The organism is Sporosarcina sp. FSL K6-3457 (assembly GCF_038007285.1).
Classification (GTDB): domain Bacteria; phylum Bacillota; class Bacilli; order Bacillales_A; family Planococcaceae; genus Sporosarcina.
On sequence record NZ_JBBOWX010000001.1, the window covers coordinates 1854949 to 1872321 of the forward strand.

A 17373-nucleotide genomic window follows, 5' to 3' on the forward strand; every position below is an offset into this window, starting at 1 on the left:
AGATGGGACAATGCAGCTAACAAAAAACTGTGAAAAGTTTTTGTTAGCTGTACTACATACTGGAGGTGCTAGCTATGCGTAACCGTGATCTATCATTTTGGTTGTTTTTGATGCCAGTTATTTTGAGTTTAGGAATTGTCATCATCATTCCATTTATTTATGGTTTTATGTACTCCTTTACTAATTGGAACGGGATGGTAGCTACTGAATTTATTGGTTTTAAGAATTATATTACTTTATTTAAAGATGCTGAATTTAGGGCATCCATTTGGTTTACGACAAAATTTGCAGTGACTTCCGTTATACTACTTAACTTTTTGGGGTTAGGTTTAGCTTTACTTGTCACACGGAAGATGAAAACAAGTAATTTTATGCGTACGGTTTTCTTTATGCCAAACTTAATTGGTGGGCTTATTTTAGGGTTCATTTGGCAATTTGTATTCATCAGTGTTTTTGGAAGTTTAGGAGATTTACTTGGCATTGAAGCGTTGACTGGTTGGTTATCTACGACCGCAACTGGTTTTTGGGGTCTAGTTATTTTGACATCTTGGCAAATGGCAGGGTACATCATGATTATCTATATTGCCTATTTGGAAAACATTCCGAAGGACTTAATAGAAGCAGCTGAAATTGATGGCGCATCTAGCTTTCAGCGCTTTCGAAATATCACATTTCCACTCGTAGCGCCAGCATTTACAGTTAGTATGTTTTTAACATTGTCCAATTCATTTCAAATTTATGACCAAAACTTGTCTTTGACAAATGGTGGGCCATATAACTCCACACAGATGGTCGCTATGAGTATCGTAAAAGCTGCTTTTACTGAAAATAAAATGGCGTATGCACAAACGCAAGCTGTCATTTTCTTTATAATTATCGCAGCGGTTGCATTGACGCAAGTTTACTATAATAAAAAACGGGAGGTAGACTTGTAATGAAGAAGAGTAAACGTAATTTATATTTAATAGAATTTTTCGGCTTATTACTTGCTTTGTTATGGCTATCTCCTTTTTACTTAATGATAGTCAATGCGTTCAAAACGAAAAGGGAAATTTTTACGGATGTACTTGGTTTGCCAAATGAATATACGATGGATAACTTTGTTAAGGCTTTTGCTGACTTAGATTTTATGAGATCACTTTTCAACTCACTAGTTATTACGGGTGTGGCTGTTAGTGTCATTATTCTCTTCTCTTCAATGGCAGGCTATGCATTGGCGCGTAATAAAAGTAAGCTTAGCGGTATCATCTTTTTAGTATTTGTTGCTGCCATGCTTATTCCATTCCAATCAGTGATGATTCCACTCGTTTCGCTTTTTGGTAAGGCAGATATGCTGAATCGTACAGGTCTAATCTTTATGTATCTAGGATTTGGTTCAAGTCTATCGATCTTCTTATACCATGGTGCCATGACTAGTATATCAAGCTCATTGGATGAGGCTGCGACTATTGACGGGGCCAATAAATTCCAGGTGTTTTGGAAAATTATTTTCCCATTATTAAAGCCTATTTCAGTGACAGTTGGTATACTGAATGTTATCTGGATCTGGAATGATTATTTACTCCCGTCACTCATCTTGGCAGATTCAAGTGCGACGATTCCTTTAAAGATGTATCTGTTCTTTGGTCAATATACGAAACAGTGGCATTTAGCATTAGCTGGGTTGACAATCGCAATCATTCCAGTCATTATTGGGTACTTCTTCGCACAAAAACAAATTATTGAAGGTGTTTCTGAAGGTGCTGTTAAATAAATTAAGTGAAGGATGTAGGTTATGTCAGTAACGATTAAAGATGTTGCGGCACGGGCGGGTGTAGCCCCGTCTACCGTTTCACGCGTCATCTCAGATAGTGCACATATTAGTGAAAAAACAAAGCAAAAAGTGCGTAAAGTTATGGATGAAATGGGTTATCATCTAAACTATAGTGCACAGATGCTTGCTACACAATCAACCAAAACAATTGGCATTATTATGAAAAACTCTACATCAGAATCTATGCATAATTCCTTTTTTCCTGAAGTTATTCGAGGGATTAGTGCTTTGTGCAGTAAGTATGAATTTAGTATCAGTCTAGCGACAGGTGAATCTGAAGAAGAGCTCTTTAATGATACGGTGAAAATGGTCCGTGGAAAAAGAGTGGACGGCATGATTGTTCTCTATTCTAAAAAAGACGATAAAGTAGTTCCTTATTTAATCGAATCAGGTATTCCTTTTGTTGTCATCGGAAAACCTTTAATTGAATCCAGTAAGATCATGTTTGTAGATAATGATAATGTGCAAGCTGCTAAAGAAGCAACGGATTTTTTACTGAATTTAGGACATGAAAAAGTTGCGTTTATTGGAGAAGATGAACAGTTTGAAGTAAGTGAAGCCAGATTAAATGGTTTCATGCAAGCAGTTAAAGGGAAGGGCATTGCTATTCCGAGGAGCTACATTAAAAATATAAAATTTGACCCCAATCATGGGAAACAAATCGTTGCTGAATTAATGGACTTGTCAGAACCGCCAACTGCAGTAGTCGTTTCTGATGACTTAAATGCATTAATTGTGTTAACTGCACTAAGTGAAAGAGGTATCAAAGTGCCGGAAGATATGAGTATGATTGCCTTTAATAATTCTGTGATAGCTCAAGTATCTAATCCAGCTTTAACGACAGTTGATACACAAACCTATCAATTAGGCTATGAGTCTGCTAATTGTTTAATCGAATTGGTGAAAGAACCAACGATGTTTAAGAAAAGTGTTATCATTCCAACTGTTATTGTGGAAAGAAATTCATGTTTACCGTTGTGAGCAGCTAAGAATTGCTATGGGTAGCTGCTTACTCGCATCAAAAATGCAACCGATTGCTTAAAATCATGCAACAGATGAAGGAGGAACTATCTATGAATATTGTCGTATGGAATGAAAATCGTCATGAACAAAAAAATCCGGTGGTCGCTGAGATTTATCCGAAAGGGATTCATGGGGCGATTGCAGATTTTTTACAACAAGATGCTCATCAAGTAACAACTGCAACATTAGATGAACCTGAACACGGTTTAACGGAAGAAGTATTAAATGCGACGGATGTACTCGTTTGGTGGGGACATCTTGCGCATGATGAAGTACAGGATGACATTGTTGAAAGAGTGAAGAAGCGCGTGTTGGAAGGTATGGGACTAATTGTGTTGCACTCGGCACACTTTTCGAAAATATTTAAAACGTTAATGGGCACAACTTGTGATTTGAAATGGCGTGAGGCTGATGAGAAGGAGCGTCTATGGGTCGTTGATCCGAGCCATCCGATTACAGCGGGGATTGGGGAATATATCGAACTTGAAAAAGAAGAAATGTACGGTGAGCATTTTGATATTCCTGCACCTGATGAGTTAGTGTTTGTTAGCTGGTTTGAAGGTGGGGAAGTTTTCCGAAGTGGAGCGACATTTAAACGTGGGCAAGGGAAAATCTTTTATTTCCGTCCAGGACATGAAACGTATCCTACATACTACAATAAAGATGTACAAAAGGTAATTTGTAATGCAGTCAAATGGGCTAAAAATACAAATACGCCAACACCCATTTATGGGAATGCTAAACCGTTAGAGAAAATTGCGAACCATAACGAATGACACCAAGAGGAGTGAGATAAATGACGAAATTGAGAGTTGCAGTGATTGGTTGCGGAAGCATTGCCAAGCATAGACATTTAGGAGAATATGATAGCCATTCGGCGGTGGAAATTGTTGCCGTGTGTGACATCGTGGAAGAACGAGCGCAAGAGACGGCACTGCAATACGGTGCAAAGGCTTACACTGATTATAAAAAACTGCTAGAAGTTGAACAAATTGATGCGGTTAGTGTTTGTTTACCGAACTATTTACACGCCCCTGTGTCAATTGCGGCACTAGAAGCAGGCTGTCACGTGTTGTGCGAAAAGCCAATGGCAACGTCAAAAGAAGAAGCGGAAGCAATGATTCAAGTAGCTAAATCGAATGATAAAAAGCTAATGATTGCCCATAACCAACGATTTGTACCGTCACACGCGAAGGCAAGAGCGTTAGTTGCCAGTGGTGAAATCGGGAAAATTTATAGCTTCCGAACTGCTTTTGGCCATGGTGGACCTGAGGGATGGAGTGTTGATGGTAAAGATAGTTGGTTCTTCAATAAGGAGCAGGCTTTTATAGGTGCAATGGGCGATCTTGGTGTACATAAAGCTGATTTACTGCGTTATTTACTCGGTGAAGAGTTTGTTGAAGTCGCTGGTTTTATCGAAACAAGTGCAAAAGAAAATACAGATGTAGATGATAATGCGGTTTGTATTTTAAAGTCTGCGTCAGGAATTATCGGCACTTTAGCCGCGAGCTGGGCATATACGTCAAGAGAGGATAATTCAACGATTATTTACGGCGAACATGCGACATTACGTTTAGAGGATGATCCAAATTATTCATTAATCGTGCAATATAAAAATGGGGAAGTCGTTAACTATGAATTAGGCGCAATCCAATCGAATGCAGAAGGTGGTCAAACAACGACGCATGTTATCGACCATTTTATCGAGTCAATTGTGCACAATACAGAGCCGCTTATTAACGGTGAAGAAGGTATGAAATCGTTGGAAGTGATTTTAGCTGCTTTGGAGTCAATGAAGACAAAACAATTCAGTAAAATTTAACTTGAATCAGCAGGAGTTCGAACTCCTTGCTGATTAAGGAGGAATGAAGTTCAATTCCTCCCTGTTAGGCCTCCGGCGGATGTCAGGGATTTTGAGGGGAGTGAATTGTGCTATGCACAATTCAAAATCCCGACACAATTACGCCGAGGCGCAATTGATTAAATGGAGGTATGACTGATGAAATTAGGCGTATTTGCGGTGTTATTTGCAGAAAAGTCATTTGAAGACATGCTAGATCATGTGAAAAGTGCAGGTGTAGAAGCGATTGAGATTGGGACAGGCGGTTATCCAGGCAATGCGCATTGTAATGTCGACGAGCTACTTGCGAGTGAAGACAAGCGCAAGGATTATTTGGATAAAGTGCAGTCACGAGGGTTAACCATCAGTGCGTTTAGTTGTCATGGTAATCCAGTTTCTCCAGACAAACAAGTGGCGCAAGAGGCCCATGAGATATTCGTCAAAACAGTGAAGTTAGCGAGCCTATTAGGAGTTCCTGTCGTCAACACGTTTTCAGGAACACCAGGGGCCCACGCGGATTCTAAGCTGCCAAGCTGGCCAGTTTCGCCATGGCCAACCGAGTACTCGGATATTTATAATTGGCAATGGGAACAAAAACTGATTCCTTATTGGAAAGAACAAGGGAAGTTTGCGGAAGAGCATGGCGTGAAAATTGGCATTGAATTGCATGGTGGTTTTTCCGTGCATACTCCATATACATTGTTGAAATTAAGAGAAGCAACTTCACCGGCTATTGGAGCTAATTTGGACCCAAGTCATCTATGGTGGCAGGGAATTGACCCAGTGGCAGCGATTAAAATTTTAGGCAAAGAAAATGCCATACACCATTTCCATGCGAAAGATACGTTTATTGATCAGGACAATGTCAATATGCATGGTTTAACAGATATGCAGCCTTATGGGAATGTGCAAACACGTGCTTGGACATTTAGATCTGTTGGCTGTGGACATAGTATCCAAGAATGGTCCGATATGATGAGTGCTTTGCGCACATATGGCTATGATTATGTGGTCAGCATTGAGCATGAGGATCCGTTGATGTCGATTGATGAAGGATTCTCACGTGCGGTGACGAATTTGAAATCTGTTTTAATCAAGGATCAGCCTGCGGATATGTGGTGGGTGTAACAGGGAGGAATGAAGTTCAATTCCTCCCTGTTATGCCTCCGGCGGATGTCACAAATTTTGAGGGGAGAGTCTGGAAGGCAGTCTAAGTTCGCGACGTCCTGTCGCAACGACTGCATGACCTACATCTTGTAGGCCCCAAGCGCAATTCAAAGTTTGGACACAATTACGTCAAGACTTAATTGATTAACCGAATAAGTAAAGTTGTGTTGTATGATGAAAATATTCATACGACACAACTTTTTTCAGTAGTATTATGCTAATAAAGAAGAGATTTTTAGCCTTAGGAGTGTGAATTATAAAATGATGATGATGAGGAGAATATCATGAAAAAAATGAAGATAAATAATTGGAAAAACAGTATAGAGAAGCGGGGAAAGTTAAAGAAAAGAGCGAAAAAGAGAAGTTTTGGCTACTTGAAATTTCTGAATTGGCGAAATATTAGTATTGGAAACAAATATATTATATCTTTTACCCTCGCTGCTTTACTTTTTATAATGGCAAGTGCAATTGTTTATTATCAATTATCTACCGTGGAAAAAAATACAGACCAGTTTGAAAGAGATAGTCAACTAACATTCGATATGACACAAATGTCCTTACTCGCTCAATTGAAGGATGTACAAATGGCTGATTATATTATTACAAAAAATACCAGCTATATTACTGAGTATAATAAACTCCGCGAACAATTCATGGAGTTAGAAAACAAACTAGAACCAATTATGCAAACCGAACGGCAACAAGCACTGTTAAAACATATCAAAGATAACAATGAAAAAATGGATGCTGTGCTATCTGATATAGAAGAGGTAATTGATGGGGAAGATATTATTACAGCAATATTTCGTGAACGGTCTAACTCATTAAGAGTTGGAACAGTTGAAGCAATTGATAGATTAATAGAAAATGTCCTAGAAGAACAAAAAGTAGCAATGGACGGTGCCAAAAATAGTATAGATTCCAGTATTCTAGTTTTAATAATTTCTAATCTAGTCGCAATTTCTTTAGGAATCATTATTATGCTTGTCATTAGTCGCGGTGTTTCTCGAAATTTGAATACGGTTGTCAGTATTACAACTGATGTGGCGAATGGTAATTTAGTTGTGCAACCGATGGAGTATGAAGGCAATGATGAAATCGGGAAATTAGCAGTAGCGATTAACCTAATGACGACAAATATTCGAGGTATTTTAATGAAAGTGACAGACGCTTCACTTGCTGTTTCCTCTAGTAGTGAGGAGTTAACACAAACAACAAATGAAGTGAATCAGGGTGGAGACCAAATCGCCTCAACTATGGCAGAGTTAGCATCGGGTTCTGAAGTACAAGCAAACAGTGCGGGAGACTTATCTGAGAATATGAGTGATTTTGTCGAAATGGTTCACAACTCTGAACAAGAAGGAAGGCAAATTGCTACAGAATCTGAGCGTGTACTTCAGTATACTCATGAGGGAACTACATTGATGAAAAACGCTGTAAATCAAATGCAGCAAATTGATTTTATTATCGCTGAAGCAGTTGGACAAGTTCAAAACCTGGATAAACAATCAAATGAAATTACCCAATTGGTGTCAGTTATTAAAAGTATTGCTGACCAGACCAATTTATTGGCATTAAATGCCGCTATTGAAGCTGCACGTGCTGGTGAGCATGGATTGGGTTTTGCCGTTGTCGCAGATGAAGTTAGAAAACTATCTGAACAAGTTTCAATATCTGTTGCGGAAATCACAAATATTGTCACACATATTCATACAGAAACAGAGCAGGTTGTCACTTCTTTAAATAAGGGATATGAAGAAGTGAAAGAAGGGACAGAACAAATCGAAAAAACGGGAGAAAACTTTGAAGTGATTGATACTTCCATTTCCAATATGGTTGAAAAGGTGATTTCTATCTCAAACAATTTAAAAGACATTGCTCAAAGTAGTGACCAGATGAATGGTTTAATACAAGATATTGCCTCAGTATCTGAAGAGTCTGCAGCAAGTGTTGAACAAGTTGCAGCTACCACTGAAGAAATAGCTGGTTCTATGGATGAAATGTCTCACAGTGCTGTAGAATTAGCGAAGCTAGCTGAACTCTTGAATGGTGAAATTAGTGTGTTTAAGCTAGAATAATGTACAAAGACCGACTATCTTCGACAGTAGCTGGTCGGTCTTTGCAGACTTGTTCGATAGAAGGCATTGTTTTCAAAGGTATGTCACCAAATACTGATTCCCGCTATTCCGTATTTTGTTTTTTTGTCAACTGGGTGCCTTGCCAACTAGGCAAAGTGCAAAAGTTTTTTGTTCTGTTTCAGAGTGAAAAATAATCAAATAATGAAAAGAGTGTTTGTATGACTATATTGAGAGTAGGAATTATCGGTGCTGGTGGAATTGCAAGGGATGTACATATCCCAAGTTATTTGAATAACGGTAATAGAGTAGAAATCGTCGCGATTGCTGACGTTGCAGTTGAACGGGCACAGGAAGTTGCGGACAAGTTTGCAATTCCGCATGTCTTTGATTCATACCAAGAAATGTTAGGGAATGTAGAGCTAGATGCCGTTAGTGTTTGTGTGCCGAATAAGTTTCATGCAGCTGCGACGATTGCGGCACTTGAGGCGGGCTGTCATGTGCTGTGTGAAAAACCGCCGGCGATGACTGTAGAAGAAGCGGAACAAATGATCAAGGCTGCGAATGATGCGGAGAAAATTCTAACGTACGGCTTCCATTATCGTTATCGTCCTGAAGTAGAGGTTGCAAAATCATTTATCGATGCCGGAGAAATGGGTAATATTTACTCGGCACGTGTGCACGCAATTCGCAGAAGAGGGATTCCAGGCTGGGGAGTCTTCACGAACAAGGAATTGCAAGGCGGTGGACCTTTAATCGATATTGGTGTACATATGCTGGATACCGCACTCTACTTAATGGGCTACCCAGAGCCAGACGTTGTGCTCGGGAAAACGCATCAGCAGATTGGCCATAAAAAGGGCGTTGGACTGCTGGGCGAGTGGGACTCTGACAACTATACAGTGGAGGACATGGCTGTTGGCATGGTGACATTTAAAAATGGTGCCACGTTAACATTGGAAGCTGCTTTTGCCGCAAACGTTGAAAAAGATGACACGATGCAAGTATCTTTGATGGGTAATAAAGGTGGAGCTGATATTTTCCCTTTGAAAATATATCAGGAGAAATACAATACACTCATCGATAGTACGCCAGCGTATTTACCAGAAACAAACGGACATCAACTGGAAATCAACCAATTTGTGGCGTGCTGTTTAGAAGGGAAGACGCCATTAAGTACACCTGAACAAGGGCTTATCATTCAAAAGATTGTTAATGCGATATATGAATCTGCGGAAACTGGGAAAGCTATGCAGTTTTAAGGTGCTAGGAGATTGTAATATTCGGAGCTCATTATTTGTTTTTTGAAAAAAATAATGAGCTCTCGAATAATTGTCTAGTATTTTTAATTCAATAGTGATACTATACTGTTAATGGAAAGCGCTTTCCATTAACGATTTTTAATTTTATAAGGGAGATTTTAGATGGTGAACACAGAAAATAACCCTATGAGAGGATTTCAAATTATTTTTGATTGGGCAGTCAAATTAGCCTACCTGAATCTACTATGGATTTTATTTTCACTACTTGGTCTTGGGATTTTTGGGATAGGGCCAGCAACAGTTAGTATGTTTGCAGTCATAAGAAAATGTCTAAGATATGGAACTGACTTTTCAATGACGAGGGAGTTTATTGGTGTATACCGGAGTAATTTCTGGTATGCCAATCGATTCATGTTGGTTTTGATACCAGCATATCTATTTGTTTGGATTGATTTTGCAGTGATACGTTTACTGCCAAGCAGTTTTATAATTGATAAAGTTGTTTTTTTAAGTGTTATTATGCTGTCTTTGTTAGTTGTTATAGTAACTTGTTATGTATTTGCCGTGTATGTTCATTACGATTTAGCATTTTGGAGGAACTTTAAGTTTGCTTTTATGATAGCAGGTATATCCCCGCTATCAACGCTCATGATCCTACTAGGTTTATTTGTTTGTAGCATTATAGTACTTATTGTACCAGCGGCTTCACTATTTTATTTTATAAGTGTCCCAGTGCTTATTATTCAGGTCTGTGCGCTAAGAGCATTTAAAAAGATACCGGAACTGGCATGAGCTGAAAAGTAGTGATTACACTAATGAACACATATTTCTAAATCTTCAAGAAACTACTTGACAAAGAAATGGTAGAGTAATAATATAAGAAAAAGCGCTTTCCATGGAGGGGTGATTTATGGTTACAATTTATGATGTAGCAAAAAAAACAGGATATTCAATTACAACAGTCTCCAAAGTATTAAACAATTATCCTAATGTGAGTGAAAAAGCAAAAGAGAAAGTAGAGAGGGTTGTAAAAGAATTGGGCTATATGCCGAATTCATCTGCAAGAACTTTAGCAACAAAAAAATCTAAAATGATAGGAGTAGTATTTTCAGAGGATTCGGATGTCGGAATCACTCACCCCTTCTTTAGTAGGGTATTTGAGAGTTTTAAGAAGCAGGTAGAACTTTATAATTATGATATGCTATTTGTTTCTAGGAATATTGAGAACAATCAAAGTTATTATAGCCACTTGAAAAATCGAGGTGTTGATGGGGTTATTGTAGTTGTTTCTGAATCAGAGGAAGTTGAGAATGAGCTGCTAGGTTCCGATATCCCAGTAGTTTTTATCGATGCACTTATTGAAAATACGAATGCTGTTTATAGTGATAATTCGTTTGGGAGTATGATGGCTGTCGATCATTTGTATGAATTAGGTCATCGGAAAATAGCTCATATCACAGGAAAGTCTACACTTTTTACTGCAATGGAAAGGATACAAGGATTTCAAATGGCAATTGAGAAGCATCAACTTACGATTCCAGCAAATTATATAGTTGATGGTGGTTACTTTACTTATGAAGGTGGCCGAGTTGCGATGATGAAATTGCTTACACTTACAGATCCACCTTCTGCGGTATTTGTATCTGGGGATGAGATGGCGATAGGCGCTATAAAGGCAGTTAAAGAAGCGGGACTTCGAGTACCAGAAGATATTTCAATTATTGGATTTGATGATATTTCAATGGCTAAATATACTGACCCAGCTTTGACTACAATCAGGCAGGATACAGATCGGATTGGTAGACAAGCTGCTGTTCTACTACTTGATGAAATTGATGGCGATACTAAGAATCATCGATCTAAAGTTATCCCAGTAAGCCTAGTAAAAAGAGATTCATGTCAACCATATATCTAATATTAATACTTAAAGGAGGCGGTAATTTTTTTAATTCGAAAGGAAAGCGCTTTCTTTATTTATTATAAAAGTATCCACGATCCAATGCCAAAGTAGACTTTTAGGAATGCTTTATCCCAATTAATATATTATTTTTCGATTAAAAGGAAAGCGCTTTACCTCCTGGAAAATTACAACTTACGGATCTGAAAAAAATGTCTATTCCGAATAAAATCTACTATTTATTTTAGGGAGTAAACAAACATAAAAATCTGAAAAGGAAGTGTAGTTATGAAGAAAATACTATTATTTTTGAGTGCATGTATGTTGATGTTTGTTTTAGGCGCTTGTGGAAAACCAAAGGCTGATTTGACGATTACTTCATTTACGGATGAGTTGCAACCCGCAATTGATATTTTTGAAGAGAAATATGATGTGACTGTAGATTTACAAATTATTCCTATGGAGAATTACACGACAACATTAAGGCCGGCACTTGAAAGTGGAAAAGGAGCACCGGATATTTTCACTGGTGAACTAGCCTTCTTAAAGCAATGGACAGAACAGGAATACTGGGAGACGCTTTCTCAAGATCCTTACAATGTGAGTGAATGGGAAAGTGATTATGTCGACTATGTTTGGGACCTTGGAAAAAATGAAGCAGGTGATGTAAAAGCTATATCGTGGCAAATAACTCCTGGTGGAATCTATTATCGAAGAAGTATTGCACAAAAAGTACTTGGGACAGATGACCCAGCAGAAATCGGTAAACGCCTCTCAACAATGGAAGGATTGCTTGAAGTTGGTGAAGAATTAAAAAAACAAAATTATCGTTTATTCCCTGACGAAGGGTCCATTAGACCATATACGGATGGTACAAATAAAAAAGCTTGGGTAAATGACAATAATGAATTAATTATGACAGATGAACGTTTATCTTATTTTGACTATGCGAAAGAAGTTCGTGATAAAGAGTATTCTGCTCTTGCACCTGCATGGTCCCCAGCTTGGTTTGAATCATTTGATGGTCCAATCAGTTATAACATGGGTTGGGATAAACTTGAAGAAGGAGGAGATGATTCAAAGCAAACTGAAGTTTTTGGTGTCTCCTTACCAACATGGGCACTTAACTCAGTCTTTAAAGCAGATGCCAATAAAAATGCTGGGGATTGGGCAATTACAAATGGTCCGACACCTTATTTTGAAGGCGGAACGTGGTTAGGTATGTACAAGGGGTCAGAGAATAAAGATTTAGCCTTTAAATTTATTGAAATGATGGTTCACGACGAAGAATTTTTAACAGAGTGGGCTAAAACAACAGGAGATGTATTGTCTTACCTTCCTGTAACAGAGAAGATTAAAGGTGACTTTTCTGATGACTTTCTAGGTGGTCAAAATAACTATGAATTCTTTTTAACAGAGGCAACAAAAATTGATGCAAGTATTATTACAAAATATGATCAGCAAATTAGTGAATTCTTCGGTACACAAGTTGGAAACTATGTAGAAGGAAAAGTAACAAAAGAAGCTGCGTTAGCCGAGTTTTATACGGAAGTGAAAAATGCATATCCAGACCTGATTTTACCTGAATAATAGAATCTATTTATTCCGGAAATAAAATAAGTTGAAAGGGGGAGTACGTTATTACTCGGGTACTCCCCATCTTTTAGCAGGCAAGGAGTGGAAGAAAAGTGACGACTAATAATCGTAAAGGATACTACTATATAGCGCCTTTTGTCATTGTGTTCTTGGTATTTAGTATCTATCCAATTTTATTAACGTTTTATTATAGCTTAACAAATTATTCGGGTATGGGCGGTATAGGAAATGCCGATTTTATCTTATTCGATAATTATAAGAGGCTATTTACTGATCCATTTTTCTACGAATCTTTAGGTAATACACTTAAAATATGGGGATTAAATTTTGTAGTACAAATTACAATTGCCCTTGGATTAGCATTACTATTTACCAACATTCGTTTGAAGATGAAGGGTGTGGGTGTATTTAGGGCTTTGTTCTATTTGCCAAATATCATTACAGTCGCATCTGTCGCTATACTTTTCAATATTTTACTAGATTGGAACCACGGTGCTTTAAATCAAATGTTATTGAGCTTTGGTATTATCGATTCTCCCATTAACTGGCTCAACAAGCCAGCCTATGCACAAGCCTCAGTGGCTTTGATTGGTGCTTGGATGTGGTTTGGTAGTTCCTTCATTATCTTAATGGCTGGAATATCTGGTATTTCAAAGGACTATTATGAAGCCGCTTATATTGATGGGGCAACTTGGTGGCAATCATTTATTAACGTAACATTACCATTATTAAAGCCGATCTTATTGTATGTATTAATTACATCGATTATTGGCGGTTTACAGATATTTGATTTACCAATGTTACTTACGGATACACGTGGAGCACCTGATAGATCGTTGAATACAATGGTGCTTTATTTATATAACCAAGCTTTCAAATATAACAACTTTGGTTATGCAGCAGCAATTGCATATGGGTTGTTCTTAATTACTGTAGTCTTCTCGGCGGTAACCTTCCGTTCGATGTACAGGAAAAATGTAGGACAGGAGTGAACGTAGTGAATAAAATGAAATTGTTAAAAGTATCTTTATACGCTTTGTTAATTCTATTATTAGTCATATGTTTCATTCCATTTTTTATGATGATCATTAATGCTACTAGAACAAATGCAGAAATACTGAGAGGTTTTTCTCTTTTGCCAGGTAGTGCTGCGCTTGAAAACTATAATATTCTGGCAAGTTATATGGATGTGTGGAGAGGATTTTTAAACAGTTTAATTATTGCTGTTTCTGTTACTTTTTTAAATTCTTATTTCTCTGCACTAACGGCTTTTGCATTTGTGATTTATAACTTTAAAGGGAAAAATGTTATTTTCATTACCTTTTTAGTTATGATGATGGTTCCAGGTCAACTGGGGTTAATTGGGTTATATGATCTAAGTAGTGCCTTAGGTATACTAGATACATATCTTCCATTAATCATACCAGCGATTGCTGCACCATTTACGGTCTTTTTCTTTAGACAGTATATGCTGACAACCATGCATGCTTCGCTGTTGGAGGCGGCTAGAATCGACGGGGCATCAGAACTTCGAATGTTTCACAGTATCGTAATCCCTGTTTTAATGCCAGCCATTGCAACAATGGGTATATTTACGTTTATAGGGACTTGGAATAACTATATTACTCCACTTGTCATTTTAAAATCTCCGGATTTATTTACATTACCAGTGATGATGGGAGCACTTCGCGGATCACCTGTTGCGAAGAATTTAGGAGCAATGTATATGGGAATTACAATTTCAGTTGTACCAATTATGCTAGCATTTCTTTTCTTCTCCCGCTATATCGTCGGTAGTATTTCGGCTGGGGCTGTAAAAGAGTAAGAGTCATATGAATTTACATTTAGAGGAGGAAAAAATATGAGAAGCATAGGTTTACAATTCTGGTCAATTCGAGAAGAGATGGCAGAGGATTTATTGGGAATGATTGAAAAGGTAGCGAAAATGGGTTATACAGGTGCACAATTTGCAGGATTCTTTGATTATACGGCTGAAGAGGTTAAGGCAAAGATGGATGAAGTAGGTATTATAGCGGCAGGTGCACATGTTCAAATTGCCGAACTTGAAAATAATCTGGATGAGACATTGAAATATCATGAAACGATTGGCAACGATTTAATTATCGTTCCTTACTTACCAGAAAATATGCGAACAACTGCTGAAGACTATAAACGAACGGCTGAATTATTAAATACTATTGGTGAAAAGGTGCATGCCAAAGGATTTACATTAGGCTATCATAACCATGATTTTGAGTTTGATGTGTTTGACGGGAAAACAGGATTAGAAATTCTCTTTGAAAATACGGATGCAAATCATTTGAAAATGGAATTAGATTGCTTCTGGGCTTCTTATACAGGCAATAATCCACTAGATATTATTGATAAGTATGCAAATCGTTGTGTGTCATTGCACATTAAAGATATGAAGATTAAGGGGAATCAGCATATTTCTACTGAGCTCGGCACTGGAACGCTCCCGTTAGCTGATTATATTCGAAAAGGGAAAGAGCATAACGTCAAGTGGTTTATTGTTGAACAAGAACACTTTACGAAAGATCCAGTAGAAAGTGCCGCACAAAATGTGAAAGCGATTAGCGTGATACTTGACAAAAAATAATAATAATTCTTGAGGAGGAATTTGAATATGAGTAAATTAAAAATAGGTGTAATAGGGTGCGGAAGTATCGCTAGGCTAAGGCACCTACCTGAATATGCCGCAAATCAGAATGTAGAAATTGTTGCGGTATGTGATAGTGTGGAAGACCGTGTAAAAGAAACTGCCGAAATGTACAATGCTAAAGCGTATACAAATTATGAAGAGCTACTTGCAGATAGTAGTATTGATGCGATTAGTGTTTGTCTACCAAACTATTTACATGCAGCTGTCTCCATTGCTGCATCAAATGCCGGTATGCATGTGTTATGTGAAAAGCCAATGGCAACTTCACGTGAAGAAGCACAGCAGATGATTGAAGCTGCAAGTGTTGCTAACAAAAAACTAATGATTGGGCATAACCAACGTTTTGTTTCCTCGCATGAAAAGGCAAGGCAGCTCATTGCTAATGGCGAGCTTGGGAAAATTTACAGCTTCCGTACCGCATTTGGTCATCCAGGACCAGAGGCTTGGAGTATTGATGGGCGTAATAGTTGGTTCTTTAATAAGGAACAAGCATTTATTGGCGCAATGGGTGACTTAGGTGTTCACAAAACAGATTTGATGCGCTATTTACTAGGTGAAGAATTTGTTGAGGTCGCTGGATTCGTTGAAACAAATGCCAAAGAAAACACAGATATTGATGACAACGCTGTTTGTATTTTGAAGTCTGAAAGCGGGATTATTGGCACACTTGCGGCAAGCTGGGCCTACACCGCGCAATCTGATAATTCAACGATTATTTACGGGGAAAAAGCAATACTTCGGTTGGAAGACGATCCGCAGTATTCACTAATTGTGCACTATACAAATGGTGAAGTTGTAAAGTATGAATTGGGTGCGATTCAATCAAATGAAGAAGGTGGTCAGCATACCTCACATGTGATTGATCATTTTGTATCAGCAATTATCAATGATACAGATGTGCTTGTATCCGGAGAAGAGGGGATGAAATCACTGGAAGTCGTCCTAGCAGCCTTAAAGTCCCATCAAAATAAAACAATTGAAAAAGTCTAACAGAAGAAGATTCAGTAGGAGGTACTACTTATGAAACTAGGCGTATTCGCGGTGTTATTCGCAGAAAAATCATTTGAAGACATGCTAGATCATGTGAAAAATGCTGGCGTAGAAGCGATTGAAATAGGGACAGGTGGCTATCCAGGGGATGCTCATTGTAATGTTGATGAGCTACTAGCTAGTGAAGACAAGCGTAAGGAGTATTTGGATAAAGTGCAGTCGCGAGGACTGATGATTAGCGCGTTCAGCTGCCACAATAATCCCATTTCACCTGATGAAAAAGTGGCACAAAATGCACATGAAACACTCGTGAAAACGATAAAACTTGCTGGATTACTAGGCGTGCCAGTTGTCAATACATTTTCAGGAATACCAGGTGCTCATGAGGAGTCTAAGCTGCCAAGCTGGCCGGTTTCCCCGTGGCCAACGGAGTACTCGGATATTTACAACTGGCAATGGGAACAAAAACTGATTCCTTATTGGAGAGAGATAGGGAAGTTGGCAGAAGATAGCGGTGTGAAAATTGGTATCGAACTTCACGGTGGTTTTTCCGTGCATACCCCGTATACGCTGTTGAAATTAAGAGAGGCAACTTCACCTGCCATTGGAGCTAATTTAGATCCAAGTCATCTATGGTGGCAGGGGATTGACCCAGTCGCAGCGATTAAAATTTTAGGCAAAGAAAATGCTATACATCACTTTCATGCAAAAGATACCTTCATTGACCAAGATAATGTTAACATGCATGGTCTAACGGATATGCAATCTTATGGAGATGTGCAAACACGTGCATGGACCTTTAGATCTGTTGGCTGTGGACATAGTATTCAAGAGTGGTCGGATATGATGAGTGCACTACGCACATATGGCTATGATTATGTGGTCAGCATTGAGCATGAAGATCCGTTGATGTCGATTGATGAAGGATTTTCACGTGCTGTAACGAATTTGAAATCGATTTTGATCAAGGATCAGCCTACGGATATGTGGTGGGTGTAACTTGATTCATGAATAAGTAAAGTTGTGT

General features: G+C 38.3%; 16 protein-coding genes. All 16 read left to right on the forward strand.

Annotated features, from left to right (window positions below):
• Positions 1–74 precede the first annotated feature (74 nt).
• A complete protein-coding gene (locus N1I80_RS08960; RefSeq protein ID WP_340737536.1) occupies positions 75–935 on the forward strand; it encodes a carbohydrate ABC transporter permease in 861 nt (286 codons plus the stop codon).
• Complete coding sequence (locus N1I80_RS08965) at positions 935–1753, forward strand: carbohydrate ABC transporter permease (protein ID WP_340737537.1); 819 nt, start codon at positions 935–937, stop codon at positions 1751–1753. The genes N1I80_RS08960 and N1I80_RS08965 overlap by 1 nt, the downstream gene beginning before the upstream one ends.
• Before the next feature lie 21 nt (positions 1754–1774).
• Complete coding sequence (locus N1I80_RS08970) at positions 1775–2794, forward strand: LacI family DNA-binding transcriptional regulator (protein ID WP_340737538.1); 1020 nt, start codon at positions 1775–1777, stop codon at positions 2792–2794.
• 92 nt (positions 2795–2886) lie between these two features.
• Positions 2887–3612 carry a ThuA domain-containing protein gene (locus N1I80_RS08975; protein ID WP_340737539.1) on the forward strand — a complete coding sequence of 242 codons (726 nt, stop codon included), beginning with the start codon at positions 2887–2889 and terminating at the stop codon, positions 3610–3612.
• 20 nt (positions 3613–3632) lie between these two features.
• Positions 3633–4658, forward strand: a complete 1026-nt coding sequence (locus N1I80_RS08980; RefSeq protein ID WP_340737540.1) for a Gfo/Idh/MocA family protein — start codon at positions 3633–3635, stop codon at positions 4656–4658.
• Positions 4659–4835: 177 nt separating this feature from the next.
• On the forward strand, positions 4836–5804 hold the full coding sequence (locus N1I80_RS08985) for a sugar phosphate isomerase/epimerase family protein (protein WP_340737541.1): 969 nt from the start codon (positions 4836–4838) through the stop codon (positions 5802–5804).
• A 323-nt stretch (positions 5805–6127) separates the two neighbouring features.
• On the forward strand, positions 6128–7921 hold the full coding sequence (locus tag N1I80_RS08990) for a methyl-accepting chemotaxis protein (protein ID WP_340737542.1): 1794 nt from the start codon (positions 6128–6130) through the stop codon (positions 7919–7921).
• 218 nt (positions 7922–8139) lie between these two features.
• On the forward strand, positions 8140–9180 hold the full coding sequence (locus tag N1I80_RS08995) for a Gfo/Idh/MocA family protein (RefSeq protein WP_340737543.1): 1041 nt from the start codon (positions 8140–8142) through the stop codon (positions 9178–9180).
• 162 nt (positions 9181–9342) lie between these two features.
• Positions 9343–9972, forward strand: coding sequence for a YesL family protein (locus N1I80_RS09000; protein ID WP_340737544.1), 630 nt, complete (start codon positions 9343–9345; stop codon positions 9970–9972).
• Between the two features lie 118 nt (positions 9973–10090).
• Entirely contained in the window at positions 10091–11095 is a 1005-nt protein-coding gene (locus N1I80_RS09005; protein WP_340737545.1) for a LacI family DNA-binding transcriptional regulator, read from the forward strand.
• A 270-nt stretch (positions 11096–11365) separates the two neighbouring features.
• Positions 11366–12667 (forward strand): ABC transporter substrate-binding protein, encoded by a 1302-nt coding sequence (locus N1I80_RS09010; RefSeq protein WP_340737546.1) that lies wholly within the window; start codon positions 11366–11368, stop codon positions 12665–12667.
• Positions 12668–12765: 98 nt separating this feature from the next.
• A complete protein-coding gene (locus N1I80_RS09015) occupies positions 12766–13665 on the forward strand; it encodes a carbohydrate ABC transporter permease (RefSeq protein ID WP_340737547.1) in 900 nt (299 codons plus the stop codon).
• Between the two features lie 14 nt (positions 13666–13679).
• Positions 13680–14498: a carbohydrate ABC transporter permease gene (locus tag N1I80_RS09020; RefSeq protein ID WP_340740007.1), complete on the forward strand. Its 819-nt coding sequence runs from the start codon at positions 13680–13682 to the stop codon at positions 14496–14498.
• Between the two features lie 36 nt (positions 14499–14534).
• Complete coding sequence (locus N1I80_RS09025; protein ID WP_340737548.1) at positions 14535–15293, forward strand: sugar phosphate isomerase/epimerase family protein; 759 nt, start codon at positions 14535–14537, stop codon at positions 15291–15293.
• A gap of 27 nt (positions 15294–15320) precedes the next feature.
• Complete coding sequence (locus N1I80_RS09030) at positions 15321–16346, forward strand: Gfo/Idh/MocA family protein (RefSeq protein WP_340737549.1); 1026 nt, start codon at positions 15321–15323, stop codon at positions 16344–16346.
• A 30-nt stretch (positions 16347–16376) separates the two neighbouring features.
• A complete protein-coding gene (locus N1I80_RS09035) occupies positions 16377–17345 on the forward strand; it encodes a sugar phosphate isomerase/epimerase family protein (RefSeq protein WP_340737550.1) in 969 nt (322 codons plus the stop codon).
• Positions 17346–17373 lie beyond the last annotated feature (28 nt).

What these genes read in the sequence shown, in the direction of transcription:
- N1I80_RS09005 (WP_340737545.1), top strand. Translation starts at nt 10,091, where the DNA reads ATGGTTACAATTTATGATGTAGCAAAAAAAACAGGATATTCAATTACA.
- N1I80_RS08970 (WP_340737538.1), top strand. Translation starts at nt 1,775, where the DNA reads ATGTCAGTAACGATTAAAGATGTTGCGGCACGGGCGGGTGTAGCCCCG.
- N1I80_RS08985 (WP_340737541.1), top strand. Translation starts at nt 4,836, where the DNA reads ATGAAATTAGGCGTATTTGCGGTGTTATTTGCAGAAAAGTCATTTGAA.
- N1I80_RS09020 (WP_340740007.1), top strand. Translation starts at nt 13,680, where the DNA reads ATGAAATTGTTAAAAGTATCTTTATACGCTTTGTTAATTCTATTATTA.
- N1I80_RS09035 (WP_340737550.1), top strand. Translation starts at nt 16,377, where the DNA reads ATGAAACTAGGCGTATTCGCGGTGTTATTCGCAGAAAAATCATTTGAA.
- N1I80_RS08980 (WP_340737540.1), top strand. Translation starts at nt 3,633, where the DNA reads ATGACGAAATTGAGAGTTGCAGTGATTGGTTGCGGAAGCATTGCCAAG.
- N1I80_RS08975 (WP_340737539.1), top strand. Translation starts at nt 2,887, where the DNA reads ATGAATATTGTCGTATGGAATGAAAATCGTCATGAACAAAAAAATCCG.
- N1I80_RS08995 (WP_340737543.1), top strand. Translation starts at nt 8,140, where the DNA reads ATGACTATATTGAGAGTAGGAATTATCGGTGCTGGTGGAATTGCAAGG.
- N1I80_RS08965 (WP_340737537.1), top strand. Translation starts at nt 935, where the DNA reads ATGAAGAAGAGTAAACGTAATTTATATTTAATAGAATTTTTCGGCTTA.
- N1I80_RS09025 (WP_340737548.1), top strand. Translation starts at nt 14,535, where the DNA reads ATGAGAAGCATAGGTTTACAATTCTGGTCAATTCGAGAAGAGATGGCA.
- N1I80_RS09000 (WP_340737544.1), top strand. Translation starts at nt 9,343, where the DNA reads ATGGTGAACACAGAAAATAACCCTATGAGAGGATTTCAAATTATTTTT.
- N1I80_RS09030 (WP_340737549.1), top strand. Translation starts at nt 15,321, where the DNA reads ATGAGTAAATTAAAAATAGGTGTAATAGGGTGCGGAAGTATCGCTAGG.
- N1I80_RS09010 (WP_340737546.1), top strand. Translation starts at nt 11,366, where the DNA reads ATGAAGAAAATACTATTATTTTTGAGTGCATGTATGTTGATGTTTGTT.
- N1I80_RS08960 (WP_340737536.1), top strand. Translation starts at nt 75, where the DNA reads ATGCGTAACCGTGATCTATCATTTTGGTTGTTTTTGATGCCAGTTATT.
- N1I80_RS08990 (WP_340737542.1), top strand. Translation starts at nt 6,128, where the DNA reads ATGAAAAAAATGAAGATAAATAATTGGAAAAACAGTATAGAGAAGCGG.